General features: G+C 63.1%; 30 protein-coding genes and 1 tRNA gene. All 31 read left to right on the forward strand.

What is annotated here, in order from left to right; genetic code table 11:
* The first annotated feature begins 11 nt into the window (after positions 1 to 11).
* Positions 12 to 287, forward strand: coding sequence for a 30S ribosomal protein S19 (gene rpsS, locus AACH06_RS16060; protein WP_341426758.1), 276 nt, complete (start codon positions 12 to 14; stop codon positions 285 to 287).
* Positions 288 to 299: 12 nt separating this feature from the next.
* A complete protein-coding gene (rplV, locus tag AACH06_RS16065; RefSeq protein WP_341426759.1) occupies positions 300 to 629 on the forward strand; it encodes a 50S ribosomal protein L22 in 330 nt (109 codons plus the stop codon).
* 9 nt (positions 630 to 638) lie between these two features.
* Positions 639 to 1,514 carry a 30S ribosomal protein S3 gene (gene rpsC, locus AACH06_RS16070; protein ID WP_341426760.1) on the forward strand — a complete coding sequence of 292 codons (876 nt, stop codon included), beginning with the start codon at positions 639 to 641 and terminating at the stop codon, positions 1,512 to 1,514.
* Between the two features lie 2 nt (positions 1,515 to 1,516).
* A complete protein-coding gene (rplP, locus tag AACH06_RS16075) occupies positions 1,517 to 1,933 on the forward strand; it encodes a 50S ribosomal protein L16 (RefSeq protein ID WP_341426761.1) in 417 nt (138 codons plus the stop codon).
* 14 nt (positions 1,934 to 1,947) lie between these two features.
* Complete coding sequence (gene rpmC, locus AACH06_RS16080) at positions 1,948 to 2,148, forward strand: 50S ribosomal protein L29 (RefSeq protein WP_341426762.1); 201 nt, start codon at positions 1,948 to 1,950, stop codon at positions 2,146 to 2,148.
* A complete protein-coding gene (gene rpsQ / locus AACH06_RS16085) occupies positions 2,145 to 2,420 on the forward strand; it encodes a 30S ribosomal protein S17 (protein WP_341426763.1) in 276 nt (91 codons plus the stop codon). The genes rpmC and rpsQ overlap by 4 nt, the downstream gene beginning before the upstream one ends.
* A 129-nt stretch (positions 2,421 to 2,549) precedes the next feature.
* The gene (locus AACH06_RS16090; protein ID WP_341426764.1) at positions 2,550 to 3,062 is read left to right on the forward strand and encodes a peroxiredoxin; all 513 of its coding nucleotides are present in this window, start codon (positions 2,550 to 2,552) and stop codon (positions 3,060 to 3,062) included.
* Between the two features lie 215 nt (positions 3,063 to 3,277).
* Entirely contained in the window at positions 3,278 to 3,646 is a 369-nt protein-coding gene (rplN, locus tag AACH06_RS16095; RefSeq protein WP_119288981.1) for a 50S ribosomal protein L14, read from the forward strand.
* A 30-nt stretch (positions 3,647 to 3,676) separates the two neighbouring features.
* A complete protein-coding gene (rplX, locus tag AACH06_RS16100) occupies positions 3,677 to 3,994 on the forward strand; it encodes a 50S ribosomal protein L24 (protein ID WP_341426765.1) in 318 nt (105 codons plus the stop codon).
* A gap of 38 nt (positions 3,995 to 4,032) precedes the next feature.
* The gene (rplE, locus tag AACH06_RS16105) at positions 4,033 to 4,572 is read left to right on the forward strand and encodes a 50S ribosomal protein L5 (RefSeq protein ID WP_341426766.1); all 540 of its coding nucleotides are present in this window, start codon (positions 4,033 to 4,035) and stop codon (positions 4,570 to 4,572) included.
* Between the two features lie 8 nt (positions 4,573 to 4,580).
* The gene (rpsN, locus tag AACH06_RS16110; RefSeq protein WP_341426767.1) at positions 4,581 to 4,886 is read left to right on the forward strand and encodes a 30S ribosomal protein S14; all 306 of its coding nucleotides are present in this window, start codon (positions 4,581 to 4,583) and stop codon (positions 4,884 to 4,886) included.
* Positions 4,887 to 4,910: 24 nt separating this feature from the next.
* Positions 4,911 to 5,306: a 30S ribosomal protein S8 gene (gene rpsH / locus AACH06_RS16115; RefSeq protein WP_341426768.1), complete on the forward strand. Its 396-nt coding sequence runs from the start codon at positions 4,911 to 4,913 to the stop codon at positions 5,304 to 5,306.
* A gap of 16 nt (positions 5,307 to 5,322) precedes the next feature.
* On the forward strand, positions 5,323 to 5,856 hold the full coding sequence (gene rplF, locus AACH06_RS16120; protein WP_341426769.1) for a 50S ribosomal protein L6: 534 nt from the start codon (positions 5,323 to 5,325) through the stop codon (positions 5,854 to 5,856).
* A gap of 11 nt (positions 5,857 to 5,867) precedes the next feature.
* Entirely contained in the window at positions 5,868 to 6,227 is a 360-nt protein-coding gene (gene rplR / locus AACH06_RS16125) for a 50S ribosomal protein L18 (RefSeq protein ID WP_341426770.1), read from the forward strand.
* Positions 6,228 to 6,252: 25 nt separating this feature from the next.
* Entirely contained in the window at positions 6,253 to 6,771 is a 519-nt protein-coding gene (rpsE, locus tag AACH06_RS16130) for a 30S ribosomal protein S5 (RefSeq protein ID WP_341426771.1), read from the forward strand.
* Between the two features lie 23 nt (positions 6,772 to 6,794).
* Positions 6,795 to 6,983 (forward strand): 50S ribosomal protein L30, encoded by a 189-nt coding sequence (gene rpmD / locus AACH06_RS16135; protein ID WP_341426772.1) that lies wholly within the window; start codon positions 6,795 to 6,797, stop codon positions 6,981 to 6,983.
* A gap of 25 nt (positions 6,984 to 7,008) precedes the next feature.
* On the forward strand, positions 7,009 to 7,440 hold the full coding sequence (gene rplO / locus AACH06_RS16140) for a 50S ribosomal protein L15 (protein WP_341426773.1): 432 nt from the start codon (positions 7,009 to 7,011) through the stop codon (positions 7,438 to 7,440).
* A gap of 41 nt (positions 7,441 to 7,481) precedes the next feature.
* Positions 7,482 to 8,792, forward strand: coding sequence for a preprotein translocase subunit SecY (secY, locus tag AACH06_RS16145; RefSeq protein ID WP_341426774.1), 1,311 nt, complete (start codon positions 7,482 to 7,484; stop codon positions 8,790 to 8,792).
* Positions 8,793 to 8,825: 33 nt separating this feature from the next.
* Positions 8,826 to 9,044: a translation initiation factor IF-1 gene (gene infA / locus AACH06_RS16150; protein WP_089416251.1), complete on the forward strand. Its 219-nt coding sequence runs from the start codon at positions 8,826 to 8,828 to the stop codon at positions 9,042 to 9,044.
* A 37-nt stretch (positions 9,045 to 9,081) separates the two neighbouring features.
* The gene (gene rpmJ / locus AACH06_RS16155) at positions 9,082 to 9,195 is read left to right on the forward strand and encodes a 50S ribosomal protein L36 (RefSeq protein ID WP_058933616.1); all 114 of its coding nucleotides are present in this window, start codon (positions 9,082 to 9,084) and stop codon (positions 9,193 to 9,195) included.
* 35 nt (positions 9,196 to 9,230) lie between these two features.
* On the forward strand, positions 9,231 to 9,596 hold the full coding sequence (gene rpsM / locus AACH06_RS16160) for a 30S ribosomal protein S13 (RefSeq protein ID WP_341426775.1): 366 nt from the start codon (positions 9,231 to 9,233) through the stop codon (positions 9,594 to 9,596).
* A 35-nt stretch (positions 9,597 to 9,631) separates the two neighbouring features.
* Positions 9,632 to 10,036 (forward strand): 30S ribosomal protein S11, encoded by a 405-nt coding sequence (rpsK, locus tag AACH06_RS16165; protein ID WP_341426776.1) that lies wholly within the window; start codon positions 9,632 to 9,634, stop codon positions 10,034 to 10,036.
* Positions 10,037 to 10,280: 244 nt separating this feature from the next.
* Positions 10,281 to 10,904, forward strand: coding sequence for a 30S ribosomal protein S4 (gene rpsD / locus AACH06_RS16170; protein ID WP_341426777.1), 624 nt, complete (start codon positions 10,281 to 10,283; stop codon positions 10,902 to 10,904).
* 149 nt (positions 10,905 to 11,053) lie between these two features.
* Positions 11,054 to 12,040: a DNA-directed RNA polymerase subunit alpha gene (locus AACH06_RS16175; RefSeq protein ID WP_341426778.1), complete on the forward strand. Its 987-nt coding sequence runs from the start codon at positions 11,054 to 11,056 to the stop codon at positions 12,038 to 12,040.
* 116 nt (positions 12,041 to 12,156) lie between these two features.
* Entirely contained in the window at positions 12,157 to 12,552 is a 396-nt protein-coding gene (rplQ, locus tag AACH06_RS16180) for a 50S ribosomal protein L17 (protein WP_341426779.1), read from the forward strand.
* Positions 12,553 to 12,687: 135 nt separating this feature from the next.
* Positions 12,688 to 14,589: a protein-disulfide reductase DsbD gene (gene dsbD / locus AACH06_RS16185; protein WP_341426780.1), complete on the forward strand. Its 1,902-nt coding sequence runs from the start codon at positions 12,688 to 12,690 to the stop codon at positions 14,587 to 14,589.
* Positions 14,590 to 14,620: 31 nt separating this feature from the next.
* Positions 14,621 to 14,697: transfer RNA gene (locus AACH06_RS16190), tRNA-Met, on the forward strand.
* Positions 14,698 to 14,928: 231 nt separating this feature from the next.
* On the forward strand, positions 14,929 to 15,252 hold the full coding sequence (gene yajC, locus AACH06_RS16195) for a preprotein translocase subunit YajC (RefSeq protein ID WP_341426781.1): 324 nt from the start codon (positions 14,929 to 14,931) through the stop codon (positions 15,250 to 15,252).
* 81 nt (positions 15,253 to 15,333) lie between these two features.
* On the forward strand, positions 15,334 to 17,220 hold the full coding sequence (gene secD / locus AACH06_RS16200) for a protein translocase subunit SecD (RefSeq protein WP_341426782.1): 1,887 nt from the start codon (positions 15,334 to 15,336) through the stop codon (positions 17,218 to 17,220).
* A 35-nt stretch (positions 17,221 to 17,255) separates the two neighbouring features.
* Positions 17,256 to 18,302 (forward strand): protein translocase subunit SecF, encoded by a 1,047-nt coding sequence (gene secF / locus AACH06_RS16205; RefSeq protein WP_341426783.1) that lies wholly within the window; start codon positions 17,256 to 17,258, stop codon positions 18,300 to 18,302.
* Positions 18,303 to 18,340: 38 nt separating this feature from the next.
* The gene (locus tag AACH06_RS16210) at positions 18,341 to 20,833 is read left to right on the forward strand and encodes a DUF1631 family protein (protein WP_341426784.1); all 2,493 of its coding nucleotides are present in this window, start codon (positions 18,341 to 18,343) and stop codon (positions 20,831 to 20,833) included.
* Positions 20,834 to 20,869: the final 36 nt, after the last annotated feature.

Genomic DNA, 20,869 nt, shown 5'->3' on the forward strand with positions numbered 1-20,869 from the left:
GGCCGTAGAACATGGCACGTTCACTGAAGAAGGGTCCGTTCGTGGACCACCACCTCCTGGCCAAGGCCGAGAAGGCCGTGACCACGAAGGACAAGAAGCCCATCAAGACTTGGTCGCGTCGCTCGACCATCCTGCCGGACTTCATCGGCCTGACGATCGCCGTGCACAACGGCAAGCAGCATGTGCCGGTGTATGTGACGGACCAGATGGTCGGCCACAAGCTGGGCGAGTTCGCGCTGACCCGTACGTTCAAGGGTCACCCTGCGGACAAGAAGGCCAAGAAGTAAAGGAACACGACGATGGAAACCAAAGCAATCGTTCGTGGCGTTCGCCTGTCGGCCGACAAGGGCCGCCTGGTGGCCGACCTGGTCCGCGGCAAGAAGGTCGACCAGGCCCTGAACATCCTGAGCTACACCCAGAAGAAGGCTGCCGGCATCGTCAAGAAGGCGCTCGAGTCCGCGATCGCGAACGCCGAGCACAACGACGGGGCCGACATCGACGAGCTGAAGGTCACCTCGATCTACGTGGAGCAGGGCACCACGCTGAAGCGCTTCTCGGCTCGCGCCAAGGGCCGCGGCAACCGCATCAGCAAGGGCACTTGCCACATCTACGTGACCGTGGGGAACTAAAGGAAGACCATGGGACAGAAAATCCATCCGACCGGCTTCCGCTTGCCCGTCACGCGCGCTTGGGCGTCACGCTGGTATGCGTCGAGCCGCAACTTCGCCACCATGCTGGCCGAAGACCTGCAGGTGCGCGACTACCTCAAGACCCGCCTGAAGAATGCGGCCGTCTCGCGCATCCTGATCGAGCGTCCCGCCAAGAACGCCCGTATCACGATCTTCTCGGCTCGTCCGGGTGTCGTGATCGGCAAGAAGGGCGAAGACATCGAAAACCTGAAGGCCGAACTGACCCGCCGCTTGGGCGTGCCGGTGGCAGTGAACATCGAAGAAGTGCGTAAGCCCGAGATCGATGCGCAACTGATCGCCGACTCGATTACCCAGCAGCTGGAAAAGCGCATCATGTTCCGTCGCGCGATGAAGCGCGCGATGCAGAACGCGATGCGTCTGGGCGCCCAGGGCATCAAGATCATGTCGGCTGGCCGCCTCAACGGCATCGAAATCGCTCGTACCGAGTGGTATCGCGAAGGTCGCGTGCCGCTGCACACCCTGAAGGCTGACATCGACTACGGCTTCTCGGAAGCCAAGACCACCTACGGCGTCATCGGCGTCAAGGTCTGGGTCTACCGTGGTGACCGTCTGGGTGCTGGTGAAGCCCCGGTGGCCAAGCCGGAAGGCCAGGAAGAAGAGCGTCGTCCCCGTCGTCCGGCGCGTCCGGGCGCCCCGACCGGCCGCGGCCGTCCGGGTGGCGACCGAGGTGACCGTGGCGCTCCGCGTCAGGCCGCCGACCGGCCCGCCGAGGGTGGCGCAGCCGCCCCGGGCGGCGCTCCGGCTGTCAAGCGCGTGCGCAAGGCTGCCGCGCCTGCTGCTGGTGGCGAAGGCAAAGGAGAATAAGCATGCTGCAACCAGCACGTCGCAAGTTCCGCAAGGAACAGAAGGGCCGTAACACCGGCGTCGCCACCCGTGGCGCCAACGTGTCGTTCGGCGATTTCGGCCTCAAGGCGACCGAGCGCGGCCGCCTGACGGCCCGCCAGATCGAAGCGGCCCGTCGGGCCATCTCGCGCCACATCAAGCGCGGTGGCCGCATCTTCATCCGCATCTTCCCGGACAAGCCGATTTCTCAGAAGCCGGCCGAAGTCCGTATGGGTAACGGCAAGGGCAACCCCGAGTACTACGTCGCCGAAATCCAACCGGGCAAGGTGCTGTACGAGATCAACGGCGTTCCCGAGCAACTGGCTCGCGAAGCGTTCACGCTGGCGGCTGCGAAGCTTCCGCTGCGTTGCACCTTCGTGGCCCGCCAGATCGGCGCCTGACAAGGATAAGCACCATGAAAGCATCTGAACTGCGCGCCAAGGACGTCGCTGCGCTCGAGAAGGAAGTCACTGACCTCCTGAAGGCGCACTTCGGCCTGCGTATGCAAAAGGGTACCCAGCAGCTGTCGAACACGGCCACGCTGGGTGAGACCCGCCGCGATATCGCCCGTGCCAAGACCATCCTGGCCGAGAAGAAGAAGGGAGCTGCGAAGTGACCGAAGCTCAACAAGCCACCAAGAACACCCGCACTCTCGTCGGCAAGATTGTCAGCGACAAGCGCGCCAAGACCGTGACGGTGTTGGTCGAGCGTCGCACGGCGCATCCGCTCTACGGCAAGATCGTCGGCCGTTCGCGCAAGTACCACGCCCACGATGAAAAGGGTGAGTACCATCTGGGCGATACCGTCGAGATTGCCGAGTCGCGCCCGATGTCAAAGACCAAGAGCTGGGTCGTGACCCGCTTGGTTGAAAAGGCCCGCCTGGTCTGAGCCTGAAACGACGTCGCTTCCCAGGTCTGCGGCCTGCGGCGACGAACAAGCGGCCGAACGCTGGAATACTGGCGTCCGGCCGTTTCTCTTTTTGATGAGCCGTTGTCGGCATTCGCTCTGGAGCAACACATGATCAAGGTCGGAGACAAGCTGCCTTCGGGCGCTCTGAAAGAATTCATCGATGTCGAAGGAAACGGCTGTTCGCTGGGCCCCAACGCCTTCGACATTGAAAAGGAGTGCGCCGGAAAGTCGATCGCCCTGTTCGCTCTGCCGGGTGCCTTCACGCCGACCTGTTCCGCCAAGCATGTGCCTGGCTACATCGAGCAGGCTTCAGCACTCAAGGCTGCGGGCATTGACGAGATTTGGTGCGTGTCGGTGAACGACGCCTTCGTGATGGGGGCTTGGGGGCGGGAGCAGAAAGCCGCCGGGCATGTGCGAATGATGGCCGACGGCAGCGCGGAGTTCACCCGCGCCACCGGGCTGACGCTTGACTTGACGGCCCACGGAATGGGCCTTCGCTCGCAGCGCTATTCGATGTTGGTGGTCGACGGCGTGGTGAAGACACTGAACATCGAGGCACCCGGCAAGTTCGAGGTGAGCGACGCCGACACCATGCTGAAGCAGGCGCAGGCGTCCCGCTGAGTCTCCGAAATCTGCGCGAATTGTCTGTAGGCGCTTGACAAGCGATACGCAGCTCGCGCACAATCCACAGCTTCGCCGGAATTCGGCTCACGCATTCGCGTGACTCGGTTTCCGGATCCGCCCAAACAGCGGCCGCTCTGCGGCTTCTGACGGGCCCAAGACTGACCGAAGCGCCTGATCTCTCGCGGGCGCGGCGGGACAAGTTGGGGACACAAATGATCCAAATGCAATCGCGACTCGACGTCGCTGACAACACGGGCGCGAAGTCCGTCATGTGCATCAAGGTGCTCGGTGGTTCCAAGCGCCGGTATGCGGGCATTGGCGACATCATCAAGGTGTCGATCAAGGAAGCCGCTCCGCGTGGACGCGTCAAGAAGGGCGAGGTCTACAACGCGGTGGTGGTGCGCACGGCCAAGGGCGTGCGTCGCCAAGATGGTTCGCTGGTGAAGTTTGATGGCAATGCTGCCGTCCTGCTGAATGCCAAGCTTGAGCCGATTGGCACCCGCATCTTCGGCCCGGTGACGCGTGAGCTGCGTTCCGAGCGCTTCATGAAGATCGTGTCGCTGGCTCCGGAAGTGCTCTGACGCACCCGCGACGAGTAAAGGACAAACGCGATGAACAAGATTCGCAAAGGCGACCAGGTCGTGGTTCTGACGGGTCGTGACAAGGGCAAGCGCGGCACGGTGACCGAGCGCGTGGATGCTGACCACATCGTGGTCGAGGGCATCAACATGGTGAAGAAGCACGTCAAGCCGAACCCCCTCAAGGGTACGACCGGTGGCGTAGTGGACAAGACCATGCCGATTCACCAGTCAAACGTGGCCATCTGGAATGCGGCTGCTGGCAAGGCTGACCGCGTGGGCGTGAAGATCGGTGCCGATGGCAAGCGGGTCCGCGTCTACAAGTCCAGCGGCGAAGAGATCAAGGCCTGAGGAGCGCGAGCATGAGTCAAAAGCAAGAAGCCGCCGTCGTGGCGCGCCTGCAGGCTTACTACCAGGAAAAGGTGGTTCCCGACATGATGGCCAAGTTTGGCTACAAGTCGGTGATGGAAGTGCCTCGCCTGACCAAGATCACGCTGAACATGGGTGTCAGCGAGGCCGTGGCCGACAAGAAGGTCATGGAACACGCGGTGGGTGATCTGACGAAGATCGCCGGGCAGAAGCCTGTGGTGACCAAGAGCCGCAAGGCAATTGCCGGTTTCAAGATTCGCGATGGCGTGCCCATCGGTTGCATGGTGACGCTCCGCGGCGCCCGCATGTTCGAATTCTTGGACCGTTTCGTGACGATCGCGTTGCCGCGTGTGCGCGACTTCCGGGGTATCTCCGGTCGCTCGTTCGACGGCCGTGGCAACTACAACATCGGCGTAAAGGAACAGATCATCTTCCCGGAAATCGAGTACGACAAGATCGATGCGATCCGCGGTATGAACATTTCCTTCACGACCACTGCGAAGACCGACGACGAGTGCAAGGCGCTGCTCGCTGCGTTCCGCTTCCCGTTCAAGAACTGAGGTGACCTGTGGCTAAACTCTCCCTCAAGCAGCGTGAAGTCAAGCGCGAAAAGCTGGTTGCCAAGCACGCGAAGAAGTACGCCGAGCTCAAGGCCATCGTCGACGACGCCAAGAAGTCTGACGACGAGCGCTACGCCGCGCGTTTGGAGCTGCAAAAGCTGCCGCGCAACGCCAATCCGACGCGCCTGCGCAACCGCTGCGAACTGACCGGCCGTCCCCGCGGTACGTTCCGCAAATTCGGTCTGGCCCGTAACAAGATCCGCGAACTCGCCTTCAAGGGCGACATTCCTGGCGTGATCAAGGCCAGCTGGTAATCAAGGCGACAAGGAGAAAACACCATGAGCATGAGTGATCCTATCGCCGACATGCTGACCCGCATCCGCAACGCTCAGGCCGTTGAGAAGGCGACCGTGGCGATGCCCGCGTCGAAGCTCAAGGTCGCGATCGCGCAGGTGCTGAAGGACGAGGGTTACATCGATACCTTCGCGGTCAAGAATGAAGGCGGCAAGAGCGAGCTGGAAATCGGCTTGAAGTACTACGCGGGTCGTCCGGTGATCGAGCGCATCGAGCGCGTCAGCCGCCCTGGCCTGCGCATCTACCGCGGCCGTGACGCCATTCCTCAGGTCATGAACGGCCTGGGTGTGGCCATCGTCACCACGCCGAAGGGCGTGATGACCGACCGCAAGGCGCGTGCCGCCGGCGTCGGTGGCGAAGTGCTGTGCTACGTCGCTTAAAGGAAGGAATCGAGCAATGTCCCGCGTTGGAAAAATGCCGATCGCCGTCCCGCAGGGCGTGGACGTGAAGATCACCGCCGACCAGATCACGGTCAAGGGCGCCAACGGAACGCTGGTGCGTCCCGTGAATGCCCTGGTGACGGTCAAGAACGAAGCTGGTTCGCTCCAGTTCGCGCCGGCCAACGACTCCGCTGAGGCGAACGCCATGAGCGGCACGATGCGCGCCCTGGTGGCGAACATGGTCAACGGCGTGTCGAAGGGCTTCGAGAAGAAGCTGACGTTGGTGGGTGTGGGCTTCCGGGCCCAGGCTCAGGGCCAGAAGCTGAATCTGCAGATCGGCTTCTCGCACCCGGTCGTCAAAGACATGCCCACAGGCATCACGGTGACGACGGCCACCCCGACGGAAATTCTGATCAAGGGTGCCGACCGCCAGGTCGTCGGCCAGATCGCCGCTGAAGTCCGCGCCATTCGGCCGCCTGAGCCTTACAAGGGCAAGGGCATCCGCTACGCCGACGAGCGCGTGGTCCTCAAAGAGACCAAGAAGAAGTAAGGAGCGACACCATGCTGAACAAGAAAGAACAGCGTCTGCGTCGCTCGCGTCAAACGCGCGAGCGTATTGCAAAGCAAGGCGTCGCTCGTCTGACGGTCTTCCGTTCGAACCTGCACATCTACGCCAGCGTCATTTCGGAAGACGGAGCGCGCGTTGTCGCGACTGCTTCAACCGCCGAGAAAGATCTTCGTACCGAGCTGTCGGGCAAGGGTGGCAACGCTGCCGCCGCGGCCCTGGTCGGCAAGCGGATCGCCGAGAAGGCGAAAGCCGCTGGCGTCGAGAAGGTGGCTTTCGACCGCGCTGGTTTCGCCTACCACGGCCGAGTGAAGGCGCTGGCCGAAGCCGCGCGCGAAGCCGGCCTCCAGTTCTGACCCGAAGCGGCGAAGGAATCACAACATGGCAAAGTTTCAACCCCGCGTTCAGGACGAAGGCCGGGACGATGGCCTGAAGGAAAAGATGATCGCGGTCAACCGCGTCACCAAGGTCGTCAAGGGTGGTCGCACGCTGAGTTTCGCGGCGCTGACGGTTGTCGGCGACGGCGATGGCCGCATCGGGATGGGCAAGGGCAAGGCCAAGGAAGTGCCGGTGTCGGTGCAGAAGGCCATGGAATCGGCTCGCCGTAACATGGTCAAGGTCAACTTGAAGAACGGCACCATTCACCATGTGGTGGAAGGCGAACACGGCGCGGCGAAGGTGCTGATGGCCCCGGCTCCTGCCGGTACCGGCATCATCGCAGGCGGCCCGATGCGCGCCGTTTTCGAAGTGATGGGCGTGACCGACATCGTGGCCAAGAGCCACGGTTCGACCAACCCGTACAACATGGTTCGTGCCACGCTGGACGCGCTCAAGCGCTCAACCACGCCGGCCGAGGTCGCCGCCAAGCGCGGCAAGACGGTTGAAGAAATCTTCAACTGATCGGCCGCAACAGGAGTATTCCGATGACGACCGAAGCCAAGAAGACCTTGCGGGTCAAGCTGGTTCGCAGCCCGATCGGCTGCAAAGTGTCGCACCGCGACACGGTGCGTGGCCTGGGCCTGCGCAAGTTGAACAGCGAGCGCGTGCTGGAAGACACCCCTGCGGTGCGCGGCATGATCAACAAGATTGCCTACCTGGTGCAGGTGCTTTAAGCGCCGACCGACGAGGAACAGCAACATGCAACTCAATTCGATCAAGCCGGCGGGCGGCGCGAAGCACGCCAAGCGGCGTGTGGGCCGTGGCATCGGCTCCGGCCTGGGCAAGACTTGCGGCCGCGGCCACAAGGGCCAGAAGTCTCGCGCTGGCGGCTTCCACAAGGTAGGTTTCGAGGGCGGCCAAATGCCGCTGCATCGTCGCCTGCCCAAGCGCGGCTTCAAGTCTGCGCTGTTGAAGTTCAATGCCGAAGTGACCCTGAACGAACTGCAATCGTTGGGCGCCGATGAAGTTGACCTGCTGACCCTGAAGCAGGCTGGCCTGGTCGGCGACCTGGTGAAGAACGTCAAGGTGATCAAGTCCGGTGAGTTGACCAAGAAGGTTGTGCTCAAGGGCATTGGAGCCACCGCGGGCGCGAAGGCTGCCATCGAAGCCGCTGGCGGCTCGTTGGCCTGACCGTCGACTGACGCGTAAAGACTCGAAGGACACCCACCCTCGTGGCAACCTCCCCGAATCAGCTGGCCAAGACAGGCAAGTTCGGCGACCTCCGTCGCCGTCTGATCTTCTTGGTGCTGGCGCTCGTGGTCTATCGCATCGGTGCACACATTCCTGTGCCGGGCATCAACCCGCAGCAGCTGCAGGCTTTGTTTCAAGGCCAGCAGGGTGGCATCCTGAACCTGTTCAACATGTTCTCGGGTGGTGCCCTGTCGCGGTTCACGGTGTTCGCGCTGGGGATCATGCCGTACATCTCGGCGTCGATCATCATGCAGCTCATGAGCTACGTGGTGCCGACCCTTGAAGCGCTGAAGAAGGAAGGCGAGTCGGGCCGTCGCAAGATCACCCAGTACACGCGCTACGGCACATTGCTGCTGGCGATCTTTCAGTCGCTGGGCATTGCCTTGGCGTTGGAAGGTTCCGCTGGGTTGGTGTTGTCTCCGGGCTTCGGCTTCCGCATGACGACGGTGGTCAGCCTGGTGGCCGGCACGATGTTCTTGATGTGGCTGGGCGAACAGATCACGGAGCGGGGACTGGGTAACGGCATCTCCATCCTGATCTTCGGTGGCATTGCGGCTGGCTTGCCCAATGCGATCGGTGGGCTATTCGAGCTGGTTCGCACCGGTGCCATGGGCTACTTTGCCTGCCTGTTCATCCTGGCCATCGTCGTGGGTGTGACGTTTGCGGTGGTGTTCGTTGAGCGTGGACAGCGGAAGATTTTGGTCAACTATGCCAAGCGGCAAGTCGGCAACAAGGTCTACCAAGGGCAATCGTCGCATTTGCCGTTGAAGCTGAACATGTCGGGCGTGATTCCGCCGATCTTCGCGTCGTCGATCATTCTGTTGCCCGCGACCATCGTCGGATGGTTCGCTACCGGCGAAGGAATGCGCTGGCTGAAGGACATTTCGTCGGCCTTGTCGCCCGGTCAACCGATCTACGTGCTGCTGTATTCGGCCATGATCGTGTTCTTCTGCTTCTTCTACACCGCACTCGTCTTCAACAGCCGTGAAACGGCGGACAACCTGAAGAAGAGCGGCGCGTTCATCCCGGGCATTCGGCCGGGGGAGCAGACTGCGAAGCATATCGACAAGATCCTGTCGCGGCTGACGCTGGCGGGTGCTGTCTACATCACGCTGGTTTGCCTGCTGCCCGAATTCCTACAGCTGAAGTACAACGTGCCGTTCTATTTCGGTGGTACGTCGCTGTTGATTCTCGTGGTGGTGACGATGGATTTTTGGGCTCAGGTGCAGTCGTACGTGATGAGCCAGCAGTACGAGTCACTGCTGAAGAAAGCGAATTTCAAGGCCAGCTGACCAGACTCGGGGCAGCTGCCACAGACAACCCCCATGGCGAAAGACGACGTCATCCAGATGCAGGGCGAGATTCTCGAGAACCTGCCCAACGCCACCTTCCGTGTGAAGTTGGAGAACGGGCATGTGGTACTCGGGCACATCTCGGGCAAGATGCGCATGCACTACATCCGCATCCTTCCCGGCGACCGGGTGACTGTCGAATTGACCCCGTACGATTTGAGTCGCGCTCGGATCGTTTTCCGCGCAAAGTGAACGTCCCAGAGCGTTTGGACCCCTCCAGGAGAAGACCATGAAAGTCTCGGCCTCGGTCAAGAAGATGTGCCGCAATTGCAAGATCATCCGCCGTAACGGCGTGGTTCGCGTGATCTGCACCGACCCCCGCCACAAGCAGCGGCAGGGTTGAGTCTCTACGGCTGACAGCGAATCCAAGGAAGCAACATGGCACGTATTGCTGGTATCAACATTCCGCCGCACAAGCACGCGGAAATTGGCCTGACGCACATCTACGGCATTGGCCGCACGACAGCTCAGAAGATCTGCGATTCGGTGGGGATCTCCTACTCGAAGAAGATCAAGGACTTGACCGATTCTGATCTGGAAAAGATCCGGGAAGAAGTAGGCAAGCTGACGATCGAGGGTGACCTGCGTCGCGAGATCTCGATCAACATCAAGCGCTTGATGGACTTGGGCTGCTACCGCGGCTTCCGTCATCGCCGTGGCCTGCCGATGCGCGGCCAGCGCACTCGCACCAACGCCCGCACCCGCAAGGGTCCGCGCAAGGGTGCTGCTGCGCTGAAGAAGTAAGCGTCGTCGCCACGGACTAGGAAAGAGAACACAACATGGCCAAAGCACCTGCCAACACCGCCGCGCGGCGTGTGAGCAAGAAGATCCGCAAGAACGTCGCGGATGGCATTGCCCACGTGCATGCCTCGTTCAACAACACGATCATCACGATCACCGACCGCCAAGGCGGTGCGTTGTCGTGGGCGTCTTCGGGCGGTCAGGGCTTCAAGGGCTCGCGCAAGTCGACACCGTTCGCTGCGCAGGTCGCGGCTGAAGTCGCCGGCCGCGCCGCGCAAGAGCAGGGCATCAAGAACCTGGACGTTCGCATCAAGGGCCCGGGCCCTGGCCGCGAGTCGTCGGTTCGTGCATTGGCATCGTTGGGCATCCGTATCAATTCGATTTCGGACATCACCCCGATCCCGCACAACGGCTGCCGCCCCCAAAAGCGCCGCCGCATCTGAGTTGTGGCGGGCGTGACGACGCCCGACGCAGTGCCTTTGTGCAGGGCTGTGACAGTCCTGCTACAATCGAGAGTTTCCCGAATGCCGACCGCAGAGAGATCTGCGGTCGGCTTCCTTACTCAGAAGCCCACCGTCTGAGCGCTTAAGTCAATTCTCGCCAGACTCGCGCACCGGCGCGGTCCGCCCCCATGTGGCGGCCTTGCCAATGGGTGCGTCAGCAACACACCTAAGAAAAGGAAGCAACGTGGCACGTTACCTTGGACCCAAGGCCAAGCTGGCCCGCCGTGAAGGCACCGACCTGTTCCTGAAGAGCGCCCGCCGCGCGATCAGCGACAAGGCGAAGTTTGACTCCAAGCCTGGTCAGCATGGCCGGACTTCGGGTTCGCGTACGTCCGACTTCGGTCTGCAATTGCGTGAGAAGCAAAAGGTCAAGCGGATGTATGGCGTGCTGGAGCGTCAGTTCCGCCGCTATTTCGCGGAGGCCGATCGCCGCAAGGGCAATACCGGCGCGAACCTGCTGTTCTTGCTGGAGTCGCGTCTGGACAACGTCGTGTATCGCATGGGGTTTGGTTCGACCCGCGCCGAAGCGCGCCAGCTGGTGTCGCACAAGGCGCTCACCGTGAATGGTGAAGTCGTCAACATCCCGTCGTACCAGGTGAAAGCCGGTGACGTGATCGCGATCCGCGAAAAGGCGAAGAAGCAGCTGCGCGTGACCGAGTCGCTGAAGCTGGCCGAGTCGATCGGCTTGCCGGCCTGGGTGCAGGTCGATGCGACCAAGCTCGAAGGCGTGTTCAAGAAGGTCCCGGACCGCGACGAGTTCGGCGCCGAGATCAACGAATCGCTGATCGTCGAGTTGTATTCGCGTTGATGTGGTCTCTGGCGCATGCGCGCTTTGGCGCGCATGGGGCCCACCCCGCTGTGGCAAGCCGGTCCTGCAGTGGGTTTTACGTGCTCCGGTGTGGTCCGCCAGCCTTATCGGTGTAACGAGCCGAGGGTATTGAGAGGAACAGGACTTACATGCAAACCAATCTGCTGAAACCCAAAGCCATCGTTGCGGAGCCGCTGGGCGGCCACCGCGCCAAGGTCACGCTCGAACCGTTCGAGCGTGGTTATGGTCATACGCTCGGCAATGCGCTGCGTCGCGTGCTGCTGTCGTCGATGGTGGGTTACGCGCCGACGGAGGTCACGATCGCCGGCGTGCTGCATGAGTACTCGACAGTCGACGGCGTGGCCGAAGACGTTGTGCACATCATGCTGAATCTGAAGGGCGTGGTTTTCCGCCTTCATAACCGCGATGAAGTGACGCTGGTGTTGCGCAAGGAAGGCGAAGGCCCGGTGACGGCCGCCGACATCCAGACGCCCCACGATGTCGAGATCGTGAATCCCGAGCACGTCATTGCCAATCTCGCGCAAGGCGGCAAGCTCGACATGCAGATCAAGGTCGAAAAGGGCCGTGGCTATGTGCCCGGCAATCTGCGGCGCTACGGCGACGAGCCGACCAAGTCAATCGGTCGCATCGTTCTGGATGCGTCGTTCTCGCCGGTCAAGCGGGTGAGCTACGCGGTCGAAAACGCCCGTGTGGAACAGCGCACCGACCTCGACAAGCTGGTCATGGAGATCGAAACCAATGGTGCGATCTCTCCCGAAGAGGCGATCCGTGCTTCGGCCAAGATTCTGGTTGAACAGTTGGCCGTCTTCGCGCAGTTGGATGTCGGCGACATTGCCACGTTCGATCAGCCGCCGAAGAGCTCTGCGGTGTTCGATCCGATCCTGCTCCGTCCTGTGGACGAGTTGGAGCTGACGGTACGTTCGGCGAACTGCCTGAAGGCCGAGAACATCTACTACATCGGTGATCTGATCCAGCGCACCGAAACCGAGCTGCTGAAGACGCCTAACCTGGGCCGCAAGTCGCTGAACGAAATCAAGGAAGTCCTTGCTTCGCGTGGCTTGACGCTGGGCGCTCGTCTCGAAAACTGGCCGCCTCAAGGCCTGGACAAGCGTTGAAGTTGACTGGTGGCGCCGACGGCGCCGCCTTGAAGAGCTGGCTGCCCGCTCGGGCGGCCCTGTGCACCCCCCAGTACCTGATACGGCTGGGGGTTTGATAAAGAAAGGAAAGCACCATGCGCCACCGTAATGGCCTTCGCAAACTGAACCGCACCAGCGAACATCGCGCCGCGATGCTCCGCAACATGTCGGTTTCGCTGCTTCAGCACGAAGCGATCAAGACCACCTTGCCCAAGGCCAAGGAACTGCGCCGCGTCGTCGAGCCGCTGATCACGCTGGCCAAGGTTGACTCTGTCGCCAACCGTCGCCTGGCTTTTGCGCGTCTGCGTGATCGCGATGTGGTCACCAAGCTGTTCAACGACCTGGGCAAGCGCTACAACACCCGTCCGGGTGGCTACACCCGGATTCTGAAGATGGGCTTCCGTGTCGGCGATAACGCACCGATGGCTTTCGTCGAGCTGGTGGATCGCCCTGAAGTGGCGACCGAAGCCGCTGAAGGCGCTGCCGAATAAGTCAAGAATCCTCGTCGAGAGGATCTCGCTGCAAAAGGGCCGGCTATGCTGGCCCTTTTTGCATCTGCCAGGCCCACCAGGCCTTGGCTGCGGGCGCCCTGGAACCTGTGGGAGCCTGATGTCTCAAAGATCGCCATGAACCGACAGCAGACTTGGCTCCAGCGCCTGACTGGCCTTGGGGTCGTGATCCTTCTGGCCGCAGGTGCGCTGCTGGCCCCGACCTTCGCACGGGCGGCTGATGACTTCCTGGAGCCGGAACAGGCCTTTCCACTTGATGCGGCGGCAGGCGCGGCGAAGGAAGTCGTTCTCACGTTCAGAACGGTTCCCGGCTACTACCTGTACCGCGACAAATTCCATTTCAAGGCGGAGGGCGCCCAACTGGGCGAACCCGCGTTGCCGCCTGGCCAGGTGAAGTTCGACGAGAACTTCCAGAAGAACGTCGAGACCTATCACGGCACGCTGGAAGTGCGGCTGCCGGTCGACAAGGCCGACGGCACCTTCGTGCTGGACGTGGTGTCGCAGGGGTGCGCCGATGCAGGACTGTGCTATCCGCCACTGACCCGCCAGGTTCAGGTGTCGTTGGCGGCCATGGGTGGCGACGGCAGCGTCAAACTGCTCGGTGGTCCTGAGGCCAGTGAAACCAAGTCAGCGGCGGGTGGAGGGGGGCTGCTGAAGGGGCTCAACGCCACCTCCGCCGCCGATGCGCAGGCAGCGACAGCCTCCGGGGGCGTCGAAGGCGACAACGACCGTGTCCGCCAAGTGCTGCAGAGCGGATCGTGGTGGGCGGCGGTGGGGGCGTTCTGGCTGATGGGGCTGCTGCTCGCCTTCACGCCCTGCGTGTTGCCCATGTTGCCGATCCTGTCTTCGATTCTGACCGGCGGCGCTGAGGTGTCCAGACAGCGCGGGTTTGTGCTGGCGGCGTCCTATTCGCTGGGCATGGCGATGGTCTATACCGCCTTGGGTGTGGCCGCGGGCCTGGCGGGCGAAGGCCTGGCGGCGGCTCTCCAGAAGCCGCTCGTCTTGGCTGCATTCGCGCTGATGCTGGTGGTGTTCTCCTTGTCGATGTTCGACGTCTACGAACTGCGATTGCCCGCCGCATTGGCGACGCGCCTCGATGGCGCGTCGCGCCGATTGCCGGGCGGCCAGCTGGCGGGGGTCTTTCTGATGGGAGGCTTGTCGGCGCTGATCGTGAGCCCGTGCGTCACCGCGCCTTTGGCCGGCGCGCTGCTGTTCCTCAGCCAGACGAGGGACGTGGTGCTGTCGGCGAGCGCGCTGTTCGCTCTCGCGATCGGCATGAGCACGCCGTTGCTCCTGTTGGGCGCCTCAGCCGGAGCGTGGTTGCCCAAGTCCGGCAGTTGGATGAACGTCGTGAAGCGCTTCTTCGGCCTGGTGCTGATTGCGGTGGCGCTGTGGGTGGTTCAACCCGTACTTCCGCCTGCGCTCGCCTTGGCGTTGTGGGGAGGGTTGCTGCTGGTCAGCGGATTCATGTTGCGGCCTTTCGATGCCAGCCCCCACAGCGCCTCGCCGCGTGTCTGGTTCCAGCGCGCCGGCGGCGTGGCGGCGCTGGCCTGGGGGGTGATGATGCTGGGAGGCGCCGCTTCAGGCGGACGTGACCCTCTCCAGCCTTTGCTCCACCTGAATGGCGCCCCAGCGGGTGCTGGCCTGGCGAGTGCCGCCGAGGGGCTGACCTTCGTGAAGGTCAAGAACGTCGCCGAGCTGGATCGACACATCCAGCAAGCTGGCCGCCCGGTGATGCTGGACTTCTACGCTGACTGGTGCGTGTCGTGCAAGGAGATGGAGCGCTTCACCTTCAGCGATCCGATGATCCAGGCCCGGTTGTCGAAGGCATTGCTGCTGAAGGCCGATGTCACCGCCAACAGCGAAGACGATCGCGCCTTGCTCAAGCGGTTCCAACTGTTCGGCCCACCGGGCACCATCTTCTTCGACGCCAGTGGACGGGAATCCGCTGGCGTGCGCGTTGTCGGCTTCCAAAACGCAGAGCGCTTTGCAAAAACTCTCGCAGCCGCTGGCCTCTAACGAAAAAGCGTGCTATAGTCCGTCTTTCTGTCGCGGGGTGGAGCAGTCTGGTAGCTCGTTGGGCTCATAACCCAAAGGTCGCAGGTTCAAATCCTGCCCCCGCAACCAAGTTTGACAGCCGCACCAACGGTTGACCGCAAGCCCTCCCTACTCCGATGTAGCGAGGGCTTGTTTGTTTTCCGGGTCGAGCGCCCGGCCCCTAATTGCCCGCGCAGCGCCGCCGCCTCGCGGGTTTGTCCCAGGGCGTCGGAGGGGCACCAAGCCTTGATTCGGCCCGCTGACGCCACAACTACAATGCCGCGCCCGCCCAAGGCGGACGTCTACGAAGAAGGATCCTCCGTGTTCATTTCCTCTGCCTACGCTCAGAGCACCACTGCAGCACCGACGGGCGCCGGTGGCGTCATCCAGTTCATTCCGATCATCCTGCTCTTTGCGGCGATGTACTTCATCATGATCCGGCCCCAGATGAAGCGGCAGAAGGAGCTGCGGGCCATGATCGACGCCCTGGCCAAGGGCGACGAGGTGGTCGTCGGCGGCGGCATCATCGGCAAGGTCGCCAAGCTCGGCGACAGCGTCTTGCACATCGAGGTCGCCAAAGACGTGGAGATCCAGGTTCAGCGCACGGCCGTGGTTCAAGTGCTGCCCAAAGGCACCTACAAATAAATTGGTCGTCAGGGCGGTGAACGCCGCCTGAGACCGGCCCGGCGGCCATGGCCCCGGCGCTTCACGGCACGAAAGTCCGTCATGAATCGATACCCTCTCTGGAAGTACCTGCTGTTGGCCTTTGCGCTGGTGGTGGGTCTGGTCTACACCCTGCCCAACTTCTTCGGCGAAGCGCCGGCGGTGCAAGTCTCCAGTGCCAAGCCGACGCTCAAGATCGATTCGTCGATGGTCGGGCGTGTCGAGCAGGCGCTGAAGGCGGCTGGCATCCAGGCCGACTTCGTCCAGTTCGAGGGCAATTCGGTCAAGGCTCGGCTACCCGACACCGACACGCAGATCAAGGCCAAGGACGCGATCAGCAAGGCGCTGAACGTCGACCCCAACGACTCGGGGTACATCGTGGCACTGAACCTGGTGTCCCGGTCACCGCAGTGGCTGAAGAGCCTGCACGCGTTGCCGATGTACCTGGGCCTGGACCTGCGTGGTGGCGTGCACTTCTTGATGCAGGTCGACATGAAGGCCGCGCTCACGAAGAAGGCGGAATCGCTCACCGGCGACATCCGCACCTCGCTGCGCGACAAGAACATCCGCCACGCGGGCATCACGCGTGACGGCAATTCCGTGGAAGTGCGCTTCCGCGACGCAGAAACCCGCACCGCCGCACTCAAACTGTTGACCGACACCCAGGGCGATGTCACCTGGGCCCAGGGCTCGGCGGCCAACGGCGACCTCCTGCTGACCGGCACGCTGAAGCCCGAGTCGATGCGCAAGGTGCAGGAAGCAGCCTTGAAGCAGAACATCACCACGCTGCACAATCGGGTCAACGAACTTGGCGTGGCCGAGCCGGTGATCCAGCAGCAGGGGCTGGACCGCGTGGTCGTGCAGCTGCCCGGGGTGCAGGACACCGCCAAGGCGAAGGACATCATCGGTCGCACTGCGACGCTGGAGGTGCGCATGGTGGACGACTCCGCCGAGGCGGCCGCAGCGGCTGCTGGCGGCGCGGTGCCGTTCGGAACCGAGCGGTACGTGGAGCGTGGCGGTGGCCCCTTGATCGTCAAGCGCCAAGTGGTGCTGACGGGTGAGAACCTGACCGACGCTCAGCCTGGCTTTGACGACCACCAACAGCCCGCGGTTCACCTCACGCTTGACGCCAAGGGCGCACGCATCTTCCGCGATGTGACCCGCGAGAACGTGAACAAGCGAATGGCGATCTTGTTGTTCGAAAAGGGCAAGGGAGAGGTGGTGACGGCACCGGTGATCCGCGCCGAGATTGGGGGCGGCCGTGTCCAGATCTCTGGCCGGATGACCACCCAGGAAGCCAATGACACGGCGCTGCTGCTGCGCGCTGGATCGTTGGCTGCGCCGATGGAGATCATTGAAGAGCGCACCATCGGTCCCAGCCAGGGCGCCGACAACATCGCCAAAGGCTTTGCCAGCGTCACCTATGGCTTCGCCGCCATCGCGGCCTTCATGTGCATGTACTACATGCTGTTCGGCGTGTTCTCGACCCTGGCCCTCGCATTCAACCTGCTGATGCTGATTGCCGTGCTGTCGCTGATGCAAGCGACGCTGTCACTGCCCGGCATCGCGGCCATCGCACTCACGCTGGGCATGGCCATCGACTCGAACGTGCTGATCAACGAACGGGTGCGCGAAGAGCTGCGCGGCGGGGCGTCGCCTCAGGCGGCCATTTCCGCCGGCTACGAGCGTGCCTGGGCGACCATCCTCGACTCCAACATCACCACCTTGATCGCGGGCCTCGCGCTGCTGGCGTTCGGCTCCGGCCCAATCCGCGGCTTTGCCGTGGTCCACTGCCTGGGCATCCTCACCTCGATGTTCTCGGCGGTCATGTTCTCTCGCGGCCTGGTGAACCTCTGGTACGGCCGGCAGAAAAAGTTGAAGTCGGTGTCGATCGGTCAGGTATGGCGTCCGGACGGCGGCACACCCCCTGTGGCCGGTCCCCAAGCCTGACCCCGTCTGAGCCGACTCACTGACAAAGGCCCATCATGGAATTTTTCCGTATCCGGCGCGACATCCCGTTCATGCGGCATGCGCTGGTGTTCAACATCATCTCGGCCGTCACCTTTTTTGCGGCGGTCTTCTTCCTTGCCACCCGCGGCTTGCACTTCTCTATCGAATTCACCGGCGGCACGGTGCTGGAGGTCGAGTACGCACAGACCGCGGATCTGGCCAAGACCCGTGGTGTCGTCGATGCCATGGGCTTCGGCGAAGTGCAGGTGCAAAACTTCGGCACCTCCCACGATGTGATGATCCGCCTGCCAGCACGACGCGGCGAAAAGCAGGCCGAGCAATCGAAGGTGGCCGAGCAGGTCTTCGTCGCGCTCTGCCAGGCCGAGAAGGGCACGGTCACCAAGCGGGAATACACCTCAGACAAGGGTGAGCAGATCAGCCGCTCGGCCTGTGATGTCAACGGCACCGAGCCGTTGAAGCTTTCCCGCACCGAGTTCGTCGGCCCGTCCGTCGGAGAGGAGCTCGCCGCAGATGGCGCGAAGGCACTGGCCTTCGTGGTCATCGGCATCATGATCTACCTGGCCTTCCGCTTCGAGTGGAAGTTCTCGGTGGCGGCCATCGTCGCCAACCTGCACGACGTGGTCATCATCCTGGGCTTCTTCGCTTTCTTCCAGTGGGAGTTCTCGCTGTCGGTGCTGGCGGCGGTTCTGGCGGTGCTGGGCTACTCGGTCAACGAATCGGTGGTGATCTTCGACCGGATCCGCGAAGCGTTCCGCAAGTACCGGAAGATGAGCACCCACGAGGTGATCGACCACGCCATCACCTCGACGATGAGCCGCACGATCATCACGCACGGTTCGACGCAGATGATGGTGCTGTCGATGCTGCTCTTCGGCGGCCCGACGCTGCACTACTTTGCGGTCGCGTTGACGATCGGCATCCTGTTCGGCATCTATTCGTCGGTTTTCGTCGCGGCGGCCATCGCCATGTGGCTGGGCGTCACCCGGGAAGACCTGATCAAGGCGGGCCCCGTCAAAGAAGGCGGCGACCCGAACGATCCCAACGCCGGAGCGGTGGTGTAGAGTCGGGCGCCTAAACTCTGCCCGCTTCTCCGACCCACATGCCAGCATCCTCGGCCCAGACGAGCCTGCTCGATCAAGCGCGACTGTTCTACGCTGAACGTTTGGTCAAGGAGTTCCAAGCCTGGGCGGATGCCGCCTTGGCTGGTGCCCAGGTCCTGAACGAAAAACCTGCCGAGCGTACCGTTGCGCAGCAGCGCCGGGACATGCTGCAGGACGTGATGCGCCACGGCGCCAAGTGGCCCGGCCAGTTGGCCGCCCGCATCCGGCAGCACGTGTCCACCGCCGCGGCGGTCACTACGGCGGCGCCACCGCCGCCCGCGTCCCTCGCTGGCCTCGACCTGAAACTGGTCGACGACGACACCATCCAGCACGAGATCCTGGTGTCTCGCCTCGCGCAGGGTGTCATGGACAAGGGCGTCTGGGAATACAACGACCTGCGCGCGCGACTGCTCGCGCTGGCCCGCCAGCCCGAACTCAACGACAACGACCTGTTCCGCACTTCGGTACTGGCGCAGCTGGTGATCGAGGCCTGGACCGATTCGGGGCTGGCGCTGGAGACCTGGCGAGGCCTGGAAGAGTTTTTGGTCAAGGCGTGCGCCAAGCCCATCGAAGGTGTCTGGAAAGAGGTCAACAAGTGGCTGGTTGAGCACGGCGTGATGCCCGAAGTCGACCTGCGCGGCGCCATTCGGAAGTCTGACGGCACGTCAACGTCGCCGGGGCGGCTGGACGAAGTGCCGCCAACGCGCGGCAGCGCCGCCAGCACCCGCTTCGCCGACACGGCCAATTCGCCGCCTTCCATGCCCATGCCTGCTGCCACAGGCCGATCCAGCGCTTACGGGCCCACCAGCTTCAGTGGTGGCGGAATGGTGCGCGGGGCTCAAGGTGGGGGCACGCCGACGGGCCTGGGCGGGGCGGCCGGCGCTGGCGGCCCGGGCGGCAGCGACCCCTTCGGCAGCGGGCCCAGGCCGCCGCAGAGCATCCTGCACGGCCACAGCATCGAAGACGAAACCCGCATGATGACCCGGCAGGCCGCCGCGGGCGGATCGGCGCGGGCCGACATCGTGCTGGAACACTTTTCCGAGGTGATGGAGCGTCACCTGCCTGGATTCCGTGACACCGGCAATGCCCGGCCCGCTTCGGCCAAGCTGTCCGACGCCATGAACCAGGCCCAGCAGCGGCTGGTCCAGCAGGCGGGCGGGCCGGCGGGAGACGGTGCGGTGGCCGCCGGCGGGCCGACGCCCGAGGTGCTGCTGCAGGAGCTGCGAGAGCGGCAGGTCGCGCTCAAGGCGGCCGCCAGCACCCCGGCCGAACGAGCGACCGTCGAACTGGTGGCGCTGCTGTTCCAGTCGATCTTGACGGAAGAGCGGATTCCGGCCCAGTTGCGGGTGTGGTTCGCGCGGCTGCAGATGCCCACGCTGCGCGTGGCAATCGCGGAGCCCGACTTTTTTTCGACGGCAGACCACCCGGCGCGGCGCCTGATCGACCGCATGGGCGCCTGTGTCATGGGCTTCGAGGGCGGCGGCGCCGAGGTGTTGGGAACGCCACTCGAGGCCGAGATCAAGCGGGTCGTTCAGGTTGTCGAGGCCTTCCCGGACACCGGGCGGCGCGTGTTTCAGACGGTGCTCAACGAGTTCGAGAAGTTCCTTGAAGGGTATTTTCGCGAACAGAACGAGAAGAGCCGGGCCGGCATCTCGCTGGCACAGCAGGTGGAACAGCGCGAAACGCTGGCGATTCAGTACACGATCGAGCTGCGCAAGCTGCTGGGTGACGTGCCCGTCCACGACGGCATTCGCGAGTTCATGTTCCATGTCTGGGCCGATGTGTTGGCCACCGCGGCAGTGCGGCACGGCCCACAGAGTGCAGAGGTCAAGACGGTACGCGCTGCCGCCAGTGAACTGCTGTGGACGGCCAGCGCCAAGACCACCCGTGAAGACCGAGCCGAAGTCATTCGGCGCCTGCCGCCCTTGTTGACCACCTTGCGCCAGGGCATGGCGTCGGTCGGCCTGGCGGCAGAAAAGCAGGACAACGCCATCAAATCACTGAATCTGGCGTTGACGGCGGCCTTCAGCGCGCGTGCGCAGTTGATCAGCCCGCAGCAATTGGAAGAGTTGAAAGAGCGCCTTGAAATGATCGAGGAGCTCTTGCCCGACGAAGACGTCGAGATCGACGAAAGCTGGGTGCTCGACAGCAGCAGCCATCAGCAAGAGGGGCTCGAGATCGTGGCAGACGGGGGCTCGATGCCTGGCCCGGCCATGCTTCAGTGGGCAGCCGAACTTCAGTTGGGGGCGGCCTTCATGCTTGAGTACCGGGGCCGTCATCAGTCGGTGCGGCTCGTGTGGCAGGGCATGAATCGACAGCTGTCGCTGTTCTCGGCCCCCGATGGGCGTTGCGTGCTGTTCCAGAAGGCGCGATTGGCCGCCTTCCTGCAAGCAGGTTTGCTGGTGCCGCTGCAGGATGAGTCGTTGACGGTGGCCGCAACCCGCACCGCCATCGAGAAGATCAAGGCCGATCCCGCACGTCTGCTGGGCTGACCGCGGGGGGCGGCCCGAGACTCCACGACTCTATCT

This window comes from Ideonella lacteola (assembly GCF_038066555.1).
Taxonomy (GTDB): Bacteria; Pseudomonadota; Gammaproteobacteria; order Burkholderiales; family Burkholderiaceae_C; genus Ideonella; species Ideonella lacteola.